This is a genomic window from Ottowia thiooxydans DSM 14619, from assembly GCF_000422885.1.
Lineage (GTDB): Bacteria > Pseudomonadota > Gammaproteobacteria > Burkholderiales > Burkholderiaceae_C > Ottowia > Ottowia thiooxydans.
Window position 1 is genome coordinate 216326 of the sequence record NZ_AUGX01000011.1, and the last position, 14963, is coordinate 231288.

At 57.9% G+C, this 14963-nt stretch carries 13 protein-coding genes; 7 read left to right on the top strand and 6 right to left on the bottom strand.

Annotated features, from left to right (window positions below; all coding sequences use genetic code 11):
* Positions 1-14: 14 nt before the first annotated feature.
* From G518_RS0110425 to G518_RS0110435, 3 genes are read right to left on the bottom strand one after another with little or no spacing between them, the layout of a single operon-like run.
* Complete coding sequence (locus G518_RS0110425; RefSeq protein WP_028602493.1) at positions 15-929, bottom strand: SMP-30/gluconolactonase/LRE family protein; 915 nt, start codon at positions 927-929, stop codon at positions 15-17.
* A gap of 8 nt (positions 930-937) precedes the next feature.
* Positions 938-1252, bottom strand: a complete 315-nt coding sequence (locus G518_RS0110430; protein ID WP_028602494.1) for an AtuA-related protein — start codon at positions 1250-1252, stop codon at positions 938-940.
* Between the two features lie 2 nt (positions 1253-1254).
* Positions 1255-2625 carry an acyclic terpene utilization AtuA family protein gene (locus tag G518_RS0110435; protein ID WP_425414281.1) on the bottom strand — a complete coding sequence of 457 codons (1371 nt, stop codon included), beginning with the start codon at positions 2623-2625 and terminating at the stop codon, positions 1255-1257.
* An 84-nt stretch (positions 2626-2709) separates the two neighbouring features.
* Between G518_RS0110435 and G518_RS0110440 the strand changes: the two genes are divergently transcribed.
* The 6 genes from G518_RS0110440 to G518_RS0110465 all read left to right on the top strand — a co-directional run bounded on the left by G518_RS0110440 (position 2710) and on the right by G518_RS0110465 (position 9096).
* Positions 2710-3630 (top strand): LysR family transcriptional regulator, encoded by a 921-nt coding sequence (locus G518_RS0110440; RefSeq protein ID WP_028602496.1) that lies wholly within the window; start codon positions 2710-2712, stop codon positions 3628-3630.
* Between the two features lie 59 nt (positions 3631-3689).
* The gene (locus G518_RS34625) at positions 3690-4445 is read left to right on the top strand and encodes an IclR family transcriptional regulator (RefSeq protein WP_051236359.1); all 756 of its coding nucleotides are present in this window, start codon (positions 3690-3692) and stop codon (positions 4443-4445) included.
* Positions 4446-4482: 37 nt separating this feature from the next.
* Positions 4483-5739 (top strand): CaiB/BaiF CoA transferase family protein, encoded by a 1257-nt coding sequence (locus G518_RS34630; RefSeq protein WP_084651664.1) that lies wholly within the window; start codon positions 4483-4485, stop codon positions 5737-5739.
* A 141-nt stretch (positions 5740-5880) separates the two neighbouring features.
* Complete coding sequence (locus G518_RS0110455) at positions 5881-6861, top strand: Bug family tripartite tricarboxylate transporter substrate binding protein (protein WP_084651666.1); 981 nt, start codon at positions 5881-5883, stop codon at positions 6859-6861.
* 21 nt (positions 6862-6882) lie between these two features.
* The gene (locus G518_RS0110460) at positions 6883-7707 is read left to right on the top strand and encodes an enoyl-CoA hydratase/isomerase family protein (RefSeq protein ID WP_028602498.1); all 825 of its coding nucleotides are present in this window, start codon (positions 6883-6885) and stop codon (positions 7705-7707) included.
* 78 nt (positions 7708-7785) lie between these two features.
* A complete protein-coding gene (locus G518_RS0110465; RefSeq protein WP_028602499.1) occupies positions 7786-9096 on the top strand; it encodes an NAD(P)/FAD-dependent oxidoreductase in 1311 nt (436 codons plus the stop codon).
* Between the two features lie 7 nt (positions 9097-9103).
* Here the strand turns inward: G518_RS0110465 and G518_RS0110470 are convergent, their stop codons facing one another.
* From G518_RS0110470 to G518_RS0110480, 3 genes are all read right to left on the bottom strand, one after another.
* Positions 9104-10018 (bottom strand): dimethyl sulfoxide reductase anchor subunit family protein, encoded by a 915-nt coding sequence (locus G518_RS0110470; RefSeq protein WP_245597943.1) that lies wholly within the window; start codon positions 10016-10018, stop codon positions 9104-9106.
* A gap of 219 nt (positions 10019-10237) precedes the next feature.
* Entirely contained in the window at positions 10238-10966 is a 729-nt protein-coding gene (locus G518_RS0110475) for a 4Fe-4S dicluster domain-containing protein (RefSeq protein ID WP_028602501.1), read from the bottom strand.
* The gene (locus G518_RS0110480; RefSeq protein ID WP_245597951.1) at positions 10963-13815 is read right to left on the bottom strand and encodes a molybdopterin oxidoreductase family protein; all 2853 of its coding nucleotides are present in this window, start codon (positions 13813-13815) and stop codon (positions 10963-10965) included. The genes G518_RS0110475 and G518_RS0110480 overlap by 4 nt, the downstream gene beginning before the upstream one ends.
* A 209-nt stretch (positions 13816-14024) precedes the next feature.
* Between G518_RS0110480 and G518_RS0110485 the strand changes: the two genes are divergently transcribed.
* Positions 14025-14921 (top strand): LysR family transcriptional regulator, encoded by an 897-nt coding sequence (locus tag G518_RS0110485; RefSeq protein ID WP_051236365.1) that lies wholly within the window; start codon positions 14025-14027, stop codon positions 14919-14921.
* Positions 14922-14963 lie beyond the last annotated feature (42 nt).

The following is a 14963-nucleotide window of genomic DNA, read 5'->3' on the forward strand; positions in this document are numbered from 1 at the left end:
CCTGGAAAAAATGATTAGGTATGAGAAAACATCACGCGGCCGGGATGAGGCAAGTGAGCTTGCAAAATGGCACCTCTTTCAGCTTCCGTGATGAAGAGCGTGCGGCGATCGGGTCCGCCAAATGCCACGTTGGTGGTGCGCAGGCCAGTACAGGATCTGATGCGGTAGAGGGGCTCACCAATGGGGCTGAAGATCCAGACAGTTCCGGCTTGCGCATGAACCACGGCGAGATTGCACGCCTCATCCATGGCCAGGCCATCGGGCCCTGCGGTGCTGCCCGAGAGTTGAATGAAGCGGCTGACCTTGCCTCTAGCCCCGTTGGGCTCTATGCGCAGGGCATAGATGGCGTTGTCATGGGTCAAGGCGACATACAACACGTTCTCCGCCTTGTTCATCACCAAACCATTGGGGCCAGGTAAACCGTCCATCAGGAGGTCTACTGTTTTTCCGTCCGCACGGAGCCGGAAAACCCGGCCTGTCGGGTTGTCCAGGGAGCTCTCGCCCTGGTCGGTGAAATACAAGTCGCCGTTGGACGCAAAGAAGAGGTCGTTCAAACCCCTCAGGCCTTCGCGTTTCACATGTTGAAGATAGGGCTGAATGGTTTTGGCCACTGGATCCAGCAGCATCAAGCCATGCAAGTGGTCCGCCACAAAAATTCGCCCATCACGATGGATCTTCAAACCGTTGGGCTCACCCGCGTAGCTCACCACCACCTCAAACTCGCCGGCAGGGCTTACGCGCAAGATGCGTCCGTGTGCCAGGTCGACGCACCAGAGGTTGCCACTGCGGTCAAAGGCAGGGCCCTCCAGGAAGGAATGCATCTTCGTATGGCGGGCGTCCAACCATGTGGATGACTGATCGGTTAAATGAAGTGATTCGGGCAGTTGCGCGAAGATTTCGGTCTGCAGGATTTCGGCTGGAGGGTACATGCGGTGCCTTATTGATCAGAGAGCTCGATGCCGAGCATCAGGGCGCTGAGCGTTTTGCCGTGAGGGTCCAATCGGAGTGATCGTGTGACGCCACCGGCCAACACATTGGGAATGACGAAGTTCAAGGCTTTGAGGCTTTCAACCTCATACCTTCGAACCGCGCCAGCGCCCAGATGAGAAAAAGCGTTTGCCACACGTTCTACCGTGAGCTCTCGGCGCAACCTTTCCCAAGCCGAATCGTTGTAGGCGAACACGGCTATGTTCGATGTATTGCCTTTGTCGCCCGCGCGGGCATGGGCCAGTTCGTGTACAAGAATTCCCATCTTTACGCTCCCACGGTGATGATTTCCGGGCTAACCCAGTGGCGCGGAATCAGCAAACCATCCACGGCGATGATTTCTTTCGCACCGTGGTTGAGGGGGCCTCCAGCGCCATAGGGCCCCTGCATGTTCAGTTGCCGAACGTGGTCTCCGATCAGGTTGGCGCTTTTCTTGTCAGGACACCTGGCGGCGACACGCAGGCGAACTTCATACGGTTCGCCGGACATCGCTTTGGCGTGGCTGCCATGCAAGCTGTTCATCCCAATCAGGTCCACCTGGATCTCACTGGCTTGACCTCCGTCCAGCCGAAATCGTTCTTTTACGATGTCCGCTGCGAGTTGGGCACGTGCCACCGCATTGGGGCCTGCATAAGCGACTTCTCCGCTTCCAATCCACCCATCGAAATAGCCCACCACCACCTTGTAGCTGTCAGTGCGTTTGGCGGCACTGGAAACCCGCACCGCCACGCGGTCAGGATTGACTTCCTCGAACTGCAGCCGATTCAATGAGAGAACGCAGTCCGGAGTGATGTAGGCATTGGGGTCATGGATCTCATACAGGGCTTGTTCGCTGCAGGTCATGCGATCCAATCGGCCACCCGATCCATCGGGCTTCCCTATGAACAACTCACCGTTTGGAAAGATATCTGCGAACGGATAGGGGAGCTCTGCCAGACGGGGGACGTCTTTCTTACCGGGGTCAGCGAAGTAGCCACCTGTGATCTGTGCCGAACATTCCAGCAGATGGCCCATGATGATCCCGGAGGCCAGCTTGGGTAGATCGTCGTAGCTCCAGCCATGGTGATGCAAAGCCACCCCGAGAAACAGAGAGGGATCTGCGACACGGCCGGTCATCACCACATGCGCGCCGGTGGCCAATGCGTCTCTGACGACATCCGCCCCCAGATAGGCATTCGCGGACGCGATTTTCGGCAGGATCTCCTCCAAGGGAAGTTGGCGATCCATTAACTGAAGTTCAGGGTGCATGCGTACGCGCTCAAGCACGTCATCGCCCACCACTGCGGCGCATTTCAAACCTTCCCATCCGAGCGAGTTCCCAATCTCCTGGGCTGCCTTTGCAGCGCCTATGGGATTGGCTGCCCCCATGTTGGAAACCAGGCGCACGCCCTTTTCCTTGCACAAAGGGAGGAAGGCGCGCATGCGCTCCCCGAGCATGGGATTGAAGCCTTTGCTTGGGTCGTTGCGAAGAGTGAGCGCTTCTCGTGCAATGGTGCGTTCAGCCAGGCATTCGCACACGAGGTAGTCCAAGTCGCATTGCTCTAGGAGTTTGAGCGCTGGGCCAATGCGGTCGTCTGCCATGCCAGCGCCAACGCCAATACGTAATCTGTTCTTTTGCCTGTCCATGCTTCGTTTCATGAGTTGCGAAGCGCAGTATCGAGCGATTGTCGCAATGCTCAAAATGTTAAATTTTCATCTCCGTGATAATAAAATCGCATTACGATGACGAGCGCACAACAAACCCTGTCTATTCCAGAGCTGGAGGCCGTACTGCTGGTAGCAGAAACGCGCAACTTCCGTATGGCGGCCGAACGTGCGTTTATTTCGCAACCCGCCTTGAGCCGCCGCGTTCAAGCTGCCGAACAGAAAATCAACGCCAGGCTTTTTGATCGCACCAAGCACAGCGTTGCATTGACCGACGCCGGGGCGGAGTTGGTTCCCATCGCGCAGCGCATGCTGTCCGAGTTCCGGCATTCGCTTAGCGATCTTTCCGAGTTCATTGCTGGGCGCCGGGGGAGCTTGACGGTGTGGGCATTGCCTTCCATTGCAGCGGCGCTGTTGCCGCCTGCAGCACGGGCTTTTCAGCGGACCCACCCCAAGGTGAGGCTCTTGATCCAGTCAGCTTCCGCTCGCCAGGTCACGCAGGCCGTGGCGGATGGCGGGGCAGATTTCGGCCTTTCGGTGGCGGTGCCGGATTCACCAGGCGGGATTCAATTCGATCCACTCCTCACTGAGAATTTCGTGATGATCTGTCCTCGCGGTGATCCCTTGGCGAAAAGGCGGCGCGTTGATTGGAGCGTCTTCGCCAGCCGTCCATTTGTGGCGAGCGGGCCCGCCAGCAGCATCCGGCTCGTGACTGATCAGGTGTTTGTGGCTACAGGGCAAACACTGGATGCCCAGTTCGTGGCAGACAATATTTCAGTCGTCGGCGCGATGGTCGCCGCGGGGGTGGGCATCGCAGCTGTTCCCGAGTTGGCGTTGCGCTTGATGGATAGGGATCGCTTGCAAAGCGTGGCTCTGCATGCTCCTACGGCGACACGTGAGATTGGGGTTCTGACCCGCCAGCAGCGTTCTCTCTCCTCTGCCGCGCAGGCTTTTCTGTCAACGCTTCAAACCACAGGGGCGTCGGCGATTGATCCCTGAAAGCGGGACGGACTACAACGCCATAATTCAAGCTCCGCCATGAATCTTTTGTCCAAGTCATGACCGTAAAGCAAGCAGCCCAGGTGCTCGATCTGCTTGAGTACTTTGCCAAGCGGCGCCAGCCCGCCACTTTGTCAGAAATATCTGAAGACCTTGGTTGGCCTCGTTCCAGCACCTTTAACCTGCTCACGACCTTGGCTGGGCGAGGCTTTATCTATGAACCCCGTCCTCGAGCTGGTTACTACCCCACCCCGATGCTGGAGGACTTGACTCTCAAGATCACTTCAGGGCAGTTCGTGCCGCCAGAGACCAATGCACTCCTGGCTGAACTCTCCGAAATGTCCGGGGAGACCGCAGTGCTGGCCGCCCAATCAGGCCAGGACGTGGTTTTTCTAGCCTCTGCAGAGTCCGCCCACGCGATGCGCTATACCGCCCCAAAAGGGAAACTGGTTCCATTGGTCAGTGCCGCCACCGGGCGGGCGCTGCTTGCACAGCGACCGCTCAAGGAGAGGTCGGTCCTGCTGAAGAAAGCTCGGTACAAAGCCTACACACCCACCTCTTTAATGAGCCCTGAGGCAGTGGAGGCCGAGATTCAAAAATCCCTGGAGCGAGGTTGGTTCGAAGGGCACCAGGAATACTCGGTGGGGATGGTGGCTGTCGCTTTTCCTGTGTTCGTGCATGGGCGAAGCTACGCGGTGCTGATTGCCGGTGCTCAGCAACGAATCGAGCACTGCCTGGCTCAGATAGCCAGTCAGGGGAGGACCATCATTGAAAAACACCTAGGTTCTGAGGGGCTGGTGAAAACCCTCGGCTAGCTTGTGTTTTTTGTTCTTGCTCATGTATATTTAATTCATGAGTGGGAAAAATGAACCGGCCCAAGCGGCACCTCGCCCGCTGGACGGAATACGGGTGGTCGATATGTCCACCGTGTTGATGGGACCGTTGGCGACCCAGATTTTTGGTGACTACGGAGCCGATGTCATCAAGGTGGAGCCGCCTGAGGGAGATGTTGCCCGACACGCCGGAACCTGCAAAGTTCCTGCGATGGGCTCCATGTACCTGGCCAGCGGGCGCAACAAGCGGAGCATTGTTCTGGATGTCAAAGCTCCGCAAGGCAAGGAGGCCCTGCTTGATCTTTGCCGCAATGCAGATGTTTTCATCCACAACGTCAGGCCCGAAGGGATGCGGCGCGCAGGCCTTGACTACGAGGATCTTCGTGCGATCAATCCCCGGTTAATTTATGTCGCTCTTGTGGGGTTTGGAAGCGGGGGATGCTATGCCAACCGGCCCGCGTTTGACGACATCATCCAGGGTGCCACAGGGCTTGCCGGGCTGTTCTTCGAACAAGGTCTGCCGCAGCCGATCTTCGTGCCATGGAATGCGGCTGATCGTCTCACGGGAACCACCGCGGTTCATGCCACACTGGCTGCGCTTTTGCTCAGAGCCAGAACCGGCGAAGGGCAGTTCATTGAAGTTCCCATGTTCGAAACCGTCGCGCAAATGGTGCTGGGCGATCATCTGGGCGGGCTGGCTTATGAGCCTCAGGTAGGTCCAGCGGGGTATTCGAGGCTGCTTAGCCCGGGAAGAAAACCCTATCGCACCGCCGAGGGGTTCATTGTGGTCACGCCCTATAACGACAAGCAGTTCAGCGCCTTGTTTGACTTACTGGAGGTACCGGAGGCCACCCGGCAACTTCCCATATTTGCATCACTAGAGGTGCGCCAGAAAAACTGGCCAGCCATTTACGAATTGCTCTCAGACGCCTTTCTTGGTAAATCAGCCAAGGATTGGGCCAAGCTTCTAAATGACGCGGCGATTCCTTCGGCTGCGGTTAGCAGCATCACGGATCTGGTTGCTGACCCGCACCTTGAGCAGGTGGAGCTTTTTGAGATTTCCGATCACCCCACGGTGGGGCGAATTCGTCAAATGCGCCCCACCACGACCTGGAGCAATGCCGATGTTTCGATCTGGCGGCATGCCCCCTTGATTGGCGAGCAAAGCGTTGAAATCCTGCAAGAGCTGGGTTATGAAGCTGAAAAAATTGACGCGATGCTGGAAGCTGGCATCACGAAGACACCGGACACCCACTTCGTTTCAAAACCAACATGAGTCCGTTCACGCTGAGCCTGTCGAAGCGCCGCGCGAGGCTTCGACAGGCTCAGCCCGAACGGTGTTTATCAATTGAACGCACTTCGGTACGAGCCACCACTTCACGCGGTGGAATGAATTCATCGAAAAGGAAAGCAGATCATGAAAAGAGACATGTTCCTTGGCGCCATCTTCAAAATGGGGCTTGTCGCACTCGTCACGCTGGGGTCGGTCGCCGCATCGGCGCAGACTAAGGCGAGCCGTCTTGTGGTGGGCAACCAGCCAGGCGGCGCAACCGACATCGTAGCCAGACTGATTGCGCCAAAGCTGGGTGCGGCTTTGGGGCAGACCTTCATTGTGGAGAACCGCGCGGGAGCGAGTGGCAACATTGCCGCTGAAGCTGTGGCCCGGGCTGCGCCAGATGGGCAAACGATCTTGCTCGTGTTCAATTCCCATCCCATGACAAGCGCTTTGTTTCCCAAGTTATCTTTTGATCCCATCAAGGATTTCACATCGATCGGACTCATTTCAGAATCGCCTTATTTGATTGTGGCTCGACCTGATATCGGGGCTGATAGCTTCAAATCTTTGATCGAGCAAAGTAAGAAATCCGGCAAGCCTCTGTCCATGGGATCGCCCGGGCCTGCCACGCCGCAGCACTTGATGATGGAGAAGCTAAAGAAGGAGGAGGGGGTTGATGTTCAAGTCGTGCATTTCAAAGGCACGGCTCCTGCGCTGACCGATGTCATGGGCGGTCACGTCGATCTCACGCTGGTCACGCCTTCTGCGGCTGCGGCTTTTGTGAAGGCTGGCAAGGCCAAACTCCTGGGGGTGACTTCAAATGCCCGTCTGCCTGATTTCCCCTCAGCACCAACTGTCAGTGAGCAGGGGATTAAAAGCCTTGCAAACTCTGGTGTATGGTTAGCCCTGTTGGCGCCTGCCAAGACACCGAAGGCGGTGATCGATAGGCTTAATCATGCTTTGACTGAAGGGCTTCGTACACCTGAGGTGACTCAGGAGCTCGCCAAGATTGGCATGACCCCTATGGGCGGGTCGCCGGAAGATCTCGACAAAAAGATGAAGGAAGAGCAGGGCATCTGGCCACCGCTGATCCGTGAATTGAATCTTGCGCCGGGAGCTTAGATCGTCAGCGATGGAGACAATATGAATCAGGCGGATACCGTGTCCAACTTGCTGTATGAGCAGGTCGACGGCATTGGAGTCATTACGATCAATCGGCCGCATCGAATGAATGCGATTGATATTGCTACGCGGAATGAGCTTCGCCGCCTGCTTGAGCGTTTGTGCGCGGACCTAAGCCTGAAAGTACTGATCCTTTCCGGAGCCGGCGGCAACTTTTGTTCGGGCGGTGATGTCCGTGATATGAGTGTCGTGGCTGAGACAGGAGCTGAAAACATTGAAGCGCGGCGTCAGCGCATGTTGAACCTCCATCCTATCGTTCACATGCTTGTGAACTTCGATCGCCCGGTGATTGCGGCGGTTCAGGGGGTGGCTGCCGGAGCTGGGTTTGGCTTGGCACTGACAGCCGATCTGGTTTTGGCCGCGACCAATGCCCGCTTTTGCGCAGCGTTTGGGCGAGTCGGGGCGGTGCCTGATCTGGGGACCTTCTACACCCTGCCGAGGGCGGTGGGTTTGCAGCGAGCCAAGGAGCTCGTTTTTTCAGCGCGCGAAGTGAATGCCCAGGAAGCGCTTCAACTCGGCATTGCCCTGGAGTTGCACCCGCCTGAGCAATTGATGGCACGCGCTCGTGCCATGGCCACCGCCATGGTGAATGCTTCCGGCACGGTTCTCAGTATTTCCAAGCGGGCTTTGAATCAGTCATTGCGTAGCGACTTGCAGGCCATGCTGAATCTGGAAGCGGAAGGCGCGGCAATCGCATTGAACACCGAGTTTCACACGGACGCGGCGAAACGTTTTGCCAGCAAGCAGCCTCCCAAGTTTCGCTGGCCCGGCAAGGACGGCACCTGACCTCTGGAATCTGGACTCCCCTCGAGTAGCGCAGAATGGCATCATGCATTTTGATGGGGCCAACTCCAGAGGATCAGAATGAAAGATGTCGAGAACGAAAGAGTCGTGATTGTGGGCGGCGGTGCGGGCGGCCTTGAACTCGCCTGCAAGCTGGGGAGAAAGCTGGGCAAAGGAAGAGTGGTTCTTGTCGAGAGGGATCTGAACCACATCTGGAAGCCCACGCTGCACGAGGTGGCTGCCGGTACGCTGGATATGAATCAAGAGGGCTTGTCATACTCCATGCTGGCCTACGAGAATAATTTCACCTTCGTATATGGGGCGTTCTCAGCTATTGATCATGAGACGAATGAAGTCGTCGTTTCTGCATCGGAAGCGATGGGCGGGCGGGTGGTTTATCCCGAACGCCGCGTTAAGTTTTCCAAGCTTTGCATAGCTGTTGGTAGCACCTCGAACTACTACAACACGCCTGGCGCCGCAGAGAACACGATTTCCTTGAACGCCACCAGTGACGCAGAGCGTTTCCGGGTGGCGATGATGAATCAGATGATCCGCGCGGAACAGAGTAAATCAGAGGGCGGCCTTGGTGCTGTGGAGGTGGTCATCATCGGAGGCGGGGCGACCGGTGTAGAGCTGGCTGCTGAACTGCGCGAAGCCAGTGGAATCTACGCAAACTACGGGTTTGAGCACTTCCGCCCTGATACAGATTTGAAGATCACTCTGCTGGAAGGCTCCGACCGCATTCTTGCGCCTCTGAGCGAGAGGATTTCCAACGGAGCCACACATCTTCTCGGGAAAAGACATGTGGAAGTGGTGACGAATTGCCGTGTCAGCCAGATAGATCAGGACTCGCTTCAAGACAGTGAAGGCAGAAAGCACAACTTCAATATCTGCGTTTGGGCGGCAGGGATCAAGGCGCCAGCGTTTCTCTCGTCCCTGGGGTTGCCAATCAATAGGTTGGGGCAACTGGAAGTGACCGACAGGCTGAATGTCAAAGGCCATGATCATATTTATGCGATTGGCGATTGCGCTTCATGCATTCAAGCTGATGGGAAGCCGGTGCCTCCCAGAGCGCAAGCCGCGCACCAACAAGCCGATTACGTCTACGAGGCTATTGTTCGCGCCGCAGAGGGGCGGGAGCCGGCCAAAAATCCGTACCGCTATCAAGATCATGGCTCCCTGGTTTCAATAGGCACCCAGACAAGCGTTGGGAGTTTGATGGGGTCTTTAACCGGTGGGACTTTGTTCGTTGATGGCTTGTTTGCGCGTTGGCTCTACATAAGCCTTCATTTGATGCACCACAAGGCTATTTTGGGCTTAGGCAGAACCGTGGGCTTGGCCATTGCCAGGGCGCTTGTGAAGCGCAGCACGGCTTTGGTGAAGCTGCACTGATGGGGTTTCAGGAGCGGCTTCTGTAATACAAATTCTGAGGGTGCTGTCCTTCTGCGAAGAAGCTCCAGCGCTCAGCCAGCAATCCAATCCACTGAACGATAAACAGCAGCGCCAGCAAGATGGCGGATGACGCGCCGTGTGTGATCAACAGAACGGAAGCCGGAATGGCGAACCCGAGAACAACAGCACTCCAGCGGATGGTCTGTACTGCCTGCGGCGTTTTACCGTGGAAAAACTCGCGGGTATTGAAAGAGCCCCCCATAGCGCCCTGCGCTTTTTGGTTGATTTTTGGGTGGCGCACGCCAATGGCGGTTTGTGTGGTCGTGGTGGGCACAAGGCGAAGATTGCGCCATAAGGTCGCCCCTCGAGTGGCGGCGCTGACAACGATGGCCCCGAGGGTGAGTTTGGCAAGCAGGGGAGTGAAGTGCGGTGCCAGCCATGCTGTCAGCGCAGTAGAGAGCAGCAAGCCGGAGGAAAGTCCGAGCAGGGCGTAGTTAACCGGTGTCATCGGGGTGGCCCATTCCTTGATGGCTTTCACCGCAGCGTAGATCATGCCGGTGCATAAATACAGCAGCAGCGCCAGTACCGCGGCGATGATCGCTGCGGCTGTACTTGGCGTACCCAGCCAATGAAGCCCGCCCCATACCGCGACTGCGGCCATGAAAGTGGGCAGCACAATCACTTCACGCGAAAGCCAGGAAGTCCGCCACATGGCTGCGGAGCGCCAGGCGCGCATTGGCCGGCCCAGGTGGAAAGTGGCGGCCACAAGACCAATTGCCGAGAGCACCAGAATCACGGCGGCGCCCACAGTGAAGAGCGCCTGTGGCGCTTGCGCCAAACGCCATTGCACTGAAAACTGAATCCCCACCAGCACCAGCAGCAATCCCTGCGCGGCGCCCGCCAAGGTAGTGAAGAAGATCATTGAGAACGGAGGATGCATATCAGTTACCCATAACGCTGCGCTCTACCCGCAGCATACAAAAATGATGAAGGTTCAGGGGGCACCCCAGCGGACGAGGAAAGAAAAAACCGAAGGCTGCGGAGCAAGCCAAGCCAGTGCCACCGCGGAGCTGGCTTTGCCAGGCCGCCAGTGGTGTCCCCCAGGGGGAAGGCGCGCAAGCGACTCAGGGGGAGCCCCACACTAGTGTTCCCAATCTGCTTCGAGTGGCCCGCCAGCGTCGTATTTGGGCTCCCTGCCTTCTACGCGCAATGGGTTTTGTTCCCGGACGATCTGCGCCGGATCTATACGCAGCTCAGCCTTACGGCGGGGCAGGTAATGATTGGCTGGCAGGGTGCCTTGTTCCGGCATCAAAGGGTAACCCCCGCGCTCTCGGATGGCCGTGGAGACTTCCGAATCCGGGTCATGCACATCACCGAACAAGCGTGCATTGGTGGGGCATGCCATCACGCAAGCCGGCTTGCGCTCGGCTTCGGGCAACTTCTCGTCATAGATGCGGTCCACGCACAGCGTGCACTTGGTCATGACCTGGCGCTTCTCGTCCAACTCTCGTACGCCGTAAGGACATGCCCAGGCGCAGTATTTGCAGCCTATGCATTTGTCGTAATCGACCAGAACGATGCCGTCTTCCTTGCGCTTGTAGCTGGCACCCGTGGGGCACACCGGTACGCAGGGCGGCTCCTCGCAATGCAGGCAGCTTTTGGGGAAATGCACGGTCTGGGTGTTAGGAAACTCCCCCACCTCAAAGGTTTGCACGCGGTTGAAGAAAGTGCCGGTGGGGTCGGAGTCATAGGGGTTCTCATCCACCAAGGCACCCGCGCTACCGGAGGTGTTCCACTGCTTGCAGCTGGTTACGCAGGCATGGCAGCCCACGCACACATTCAGATCGATCACAAGGGCCAGTTGGCTCATGGCTTGTCTCCCTGTTTTTCAACTCGGCCTGCGAACCATGCACGCCATCGCGGGACGGCCGCACGCCCGGGCGGGGCTGGCACTGCATTGAATTGAGGCCAGGTCTGCTTCGGTTCATCTGCGCCCGCCTTGCGGATTCGCACACGCACGTCGTACCAGCCGGCTTGCCCGGTGACAGGGTCGGAATTCGACGAGCGCTGGCCGTTAGCGTCTGGCGGCAGCTCTTCGCTGATGAGGTGATTCAGCAGGAAGCCAAGCTGTGATTCGTTTGCCTTGTCAGAGAGTGCCCATGCCGATTTGGCCTTTCCGATGGCGTTCCATGTCCACACGGTGCCGGGCTCAACAGCCTCACTGTGGCGGCACATGCAGCGCACCTTGCCCCACATCGATTCCACCCACATCCAATCGCCATCCTCAATGCCCTCGGCGCGAGCCGTCACGGGGTTGACGAATAGATAGTTGTGCGCGTGAATCTGCCTGAGCCATGCGTTTTGGGAGTCCCACGAGTGATACATCGCCATCGGGCGCTGAGTGATCGCCGCGAGTGGGTAACTTTTCAAGTCGGTGGTCTGCAGCTCCAGCGGGGCATACCAGATGGGCAGAGGGTCGAAATAAGTAGCGACTCGTTTGCGCAGGCGCTCGGGTGGCTTTCTCCCTGTGCCTTTGCCCTCGGCCGCTAAGCGAAAGCGTTGCATGAATTCAGAGTAGATGTGGATCACGATGGGATCAAGATCCCGTCGTATCCCAACTTTCTGAGCCCATTCAAGATAGCCACGGTTCCAGTTGCGCATGTACTGGTATTCCAGCGGCATGGTGACGTGGTGCACGCAATTGTTGGCAGCGTATTTTTCCCACTGATCAGCGTTGGGCTTGCCCCGCAGAGATTGCTTGCCGTCTTCGCCGCGCCAGCCAATGAGAAAGCCTATGCCGGAGCCAGGCGCGGTTTCATAGTTGACGATGAAGTCAGGGTAGTCCTTGTATTTACGGGAGCCATCGGCGTGGGTGAAGGCCGGCAGTTTCAGCCTGCCGCCCAGCTCGATAAGCACTTCCTGAAAGGGCTTGCATTCGCCTCGTGGCGGTAGCACCGGCACCCGTACGGAATCACACGGCCCGTCGAACTCGCTGATGGGGCGATCGAGCATGGACATCACATCGTGTCGCTCGAGATAAGTGGTGTCAGGCAGGATCAGATCGGCAAAGGCCGTCATTTCTGATTGGAATGCATCGCACACCACGATGAACGGAATGCGATATTCCTCAGTGCCCTCACGCTTGTCTGTCAGCATCTCCCTCACCTGGGATGTATTCATGCTGGAATTCCAGGCCATGTTGGCCATGAACAGCATGAGCGTGTCAACAGGGTACGGCTCGCCGCGCCACGCGTTGGTGATCACGTTGTGCATCAGGCCGTGCGCAGAGAACGGGTACTCCCAGGAGAATCCCTTGTCGATGCGAATCGCTTCACCGGCTTCGTCCACGAACAGGTCTTCTGGCGATTCGATCCATCCTAGCGGCGGTGCATCAAGCGGTTTACCTGGCTGAACCGATTGTGGTCCCTTGGGTGGCCGTGCATTGGGCGGTACGGCGCGCGGATAGGGTGCCTTGTGGCGAAATCCCCCCGGCCGGTCAATCGTGCCCAGCAATGACATAAGGATGGCAAGCGAGCGAATGGAGTGAAAGCCATTGCTGTGTGCGGCCAGCCCGCGCATGGCGTGAAAAGCCACCGGGTTGCCCTTGACGCTGGCGTGCTTGCGTCCCCACCAGTCCGTCCAGGGTATGGGCAATTCAACGGTCTGGTCCCGCGCGGTCACGCCCATCTCATGGGCCAGGCGCCGGATGGTTTCAGGGGGAATGCCTGTGATCTCAGACGCCCATTCGGGCGTGCAATCGCGAACGCGTTCTTCTAGGAGTTGGAAGGCGGGCACTGCAGGCGTGCCGTCGGGCATGCTGTACTCACCAAAGAGGGCCGGGTCCGCACCCTCTGCATGATCGGGTACCGCCTGGTTTCCATGGCGGTCCCACCACCAGAAGTTGTGTGGCCGCAGTGGGTTGACGACATCGCCTTCCTCGTTGCGCAGCATCATGCCGAAATCGTCGCTGGCTTCGTCGCGATTGACCAACTGCCCGGCGTTGGTGTAGCGGGCGACGAAATCCCGGTCATAAAGGCCCAGTGCGATCAGTTCGCGGATCAGGGCCATGAACAGTGCGCCATCGGTTCCTGGGCGGATAGGTATCCACTCATCGGCGATCGCCGCATAGCCCGTGCGTACCGGATTGATGGCAACAAAGCGCCCACCTGCTCGCTTGAACTTCGAGAGCGAAGCCTTCATGGGGTTGCTGTGATGGTCTTCGGCCGTGCCAATCATCACGAAGAGCTTGGCGCGCTCCAGATCGGGGCCGCCAAACTCCCAGAATGAACCACCGATGGTGTAGATCATGCCGGCGGCCATGTTCACCGAACAGAAGCCGCCGTGAGCCGCATAGTTGGGCGTGCCGAATTGGCGTGCAAACAGGCCTGTGAGGGCTTGCATCTGATCGCGTCCGGTAAACAGTGCGAAGCGCTTGGGATCCGTCTCGCGCAGATGGGCCAGGCGGTCTTCAAGAATCTTGAATGTTTCTTCCCATGAGATTGGTTCGAATTCGCCTGAGCCCCGCTCGCTGCCGGCCTTGCGGCGAAGTGGCTGCGTCAAGCGCGCCGGCGAGTACTGCTTCATGATGCCCGAAGAGCCTTTGGCACACAAAATGCCCTTGTTCAAGGGGTGTTCCGGGTTGCCTTCTATGTACCGGACTTCGGGGCCGTTGCCACCGTCTCGCAGATGCACGCGGATGCCGCAGCGGCAGGCGCACATATAGCAGGTGGTGGTTTTGACTTCCGTAGTGGCGCCCGGCAATGGCGGTGCCAGCGGGTTATGTAACGGAGATGTCTCGGAACTGCTCATGGCGGGGCTCCTCGTGGGCTTATAACTAATATTTTTGTACATCGTATGCCAGAGTCATAAAGAACAAAAGCGGATAATTACGCTCAAGATGATCGATAAATCAGGTCAATGAAATCGCCATGACACCTCTGAAGCTCACGCTTAGGCAACTCAGCATCTTTGTGGCCATGGCTCGTACAGGCACGACCCACGCGGCTGCGGCGCAGATGTCGCGCTCCCAGTCCGCGGCGAGCGCCTCATTGGCGGAGTTGGAAGAGGCGCTCGGCGCAGCCTTGTTTGATAGGGTGGGGCGGCGGCTGGTGCTCAATGCGAATGGCCGGGCGTTGCTCGCGCCTGCGCAAGCTGTACTTGAGCAGGCAAGCGATATCCAATCCCTTTTCACCACAGAAAGAGGCGCGCACATCCGTGTGGCGGCGAGTTTCACCATTGGCGAATACTTGCTTCCTGACAGGATTGCTGCCTGGGTTCAGGCCTGGCCCAAGAGCTTGATTCAGGTTCGCGTTGGGAACACCAAGGAAGTGATCGAAGCGGTTGCTGATCTGGATGTAGATGTCGGCTTTGTGGAGGGGCCACAAACGCACACGGAGGTCATCATTCACCCTTGGCTTGATGACGAACTGGTCATCATCGCGGCGCCTAACCATCCCCTGGCGGGGCGCATTGCCACGCAGCAGCAGTTGGCGCAATCGCACTGGGTGCTACGAGAATCGGGTTCGGGTACTCGGCAGGTCGCGGATGAGTGGCTTCTCAATCACCTTAAGCAGGTGAGGGTGGCCATGGAACTGGGGAGCACAGAGGCTATCAAGCGTGTCGTGGCCTTTGGTGATGGCATATCTTGCCTTTCCAGGTACGCTGTGGAGCAATCTCTCAAGGATGGGCGCCTGGCCCTTGTGCACGCGGATCTACCCAAAGCCAAGCGGCGCCTCAGCATCGTGCTTCACCGCCGCAAGCAACAGGGGCAGGCCATTCTCGACTTCTTGCGGCACTGCGGCGCCTCCATCGAAGCAACGGGTTGATCAGGAGCTTGGTAAGCAAGCTGCTGGCCTTTCCGCGAGATG

What these genes read in the sequence shown, in the direction of transcription:
- G518_RS34625 (WP_051236359.1), top strand. Translation starts at nt 3,690, where the DNA reads ATGACCGTAAAGCAAGCAGCCCAGGTGCTCGATCTGCTTGAGTACTTT.
- G518_RS0110425 (WP_028602493.1), bottom strand. Translation starts at nt 929, where the DNA reads ATGTACCCTCCAGCCGAAATCCTGCAGACCGAAATCTTCGCGCAACTG.
- G518_RS0110455 (WP_084651666.1), top strand. Translation starts at nt 5,881, where the DNA reads ATGAAAAGAGACATGTTCCTTGGCGCCATCTTCAAAATGGGGCTTGTC.
- G518_RS0110430 (WP_028602494.1), bottom strand. Translation starts at nt 1,252, where the DNA reads ATGGGAATTCTTGTACACGAACTGGCCCATGCCCGCGCGGGCGACAAA.
- G518_RS34630 (WP_084651664.1), top strand. Translation starts at nt 4,483, where the DNA reads ATGAGTGGGAAAAATGAACCGGCCCAAGCGGCACCTCGCCCGCTGGAC.
- G518_RS0110440 (WP_028602496.1), top strand. Translation starts at nt 2,710, where the DNA reads ATGACGAGCGCACAACAAACCCTGTCTATTCCAGAGCTGGAGGCCGTA.
- G518_RS0110465 (WP_028602499.1), top strand. Translation starts at nt 7,786, where the DNA reads ATGAAAGATGTCGAGAACGAAAGAGTCGTGATTGTGGGCGGCGGTGCG.
- G518_RS0110460 (WP_028602498.1), top strand. Translation starts at nt 6,883, where the DNA reads ATGAATCAGGCGGATACCGTGTCCAACTTGCTGTATGAGCAGGTCGAC.
- G518_RS0110475 (WP_028602501.1), bottom strand. Translation starts at nt 10,966, where the DNA reads ATGAGCCAACTGGCCCTTGTGATCGATCTGAATGTGTGCGTGGGCTGC.
- G518_RS0110470 (WP_245597943.1), bottom strand. Translation starts at nt 10,018, where the DNA reads ATGATCTTCTTCACTACCTTGGCGGGCGCCGCGCAGGGATTGCTGCTG.
- G518_RS0110485 (WP_051236365.1), top strand. Translation starts at nt 14,025, where the DNA reads ATGACACCTCTGAAGCTCACGCTTAGGCAACTCAGCATCTTTGTGGCC.
- G518_RS0110480 (WP_245597951.1), bottom strand. Translation starts at nt 13,815, where the DNA reads ATGTGCGCCTGCCGCTGCGGCATCCGCGTGCATCTGCGAGACGGTGGC.
- G518_RS0110435 (WP_425414281.1), bottom strand. Translation starts at nt 2,625, where the DNA reads ATGAAACGAAGCATGGACAGGCAAAAGAACAGATTACGTATTGGCGTT.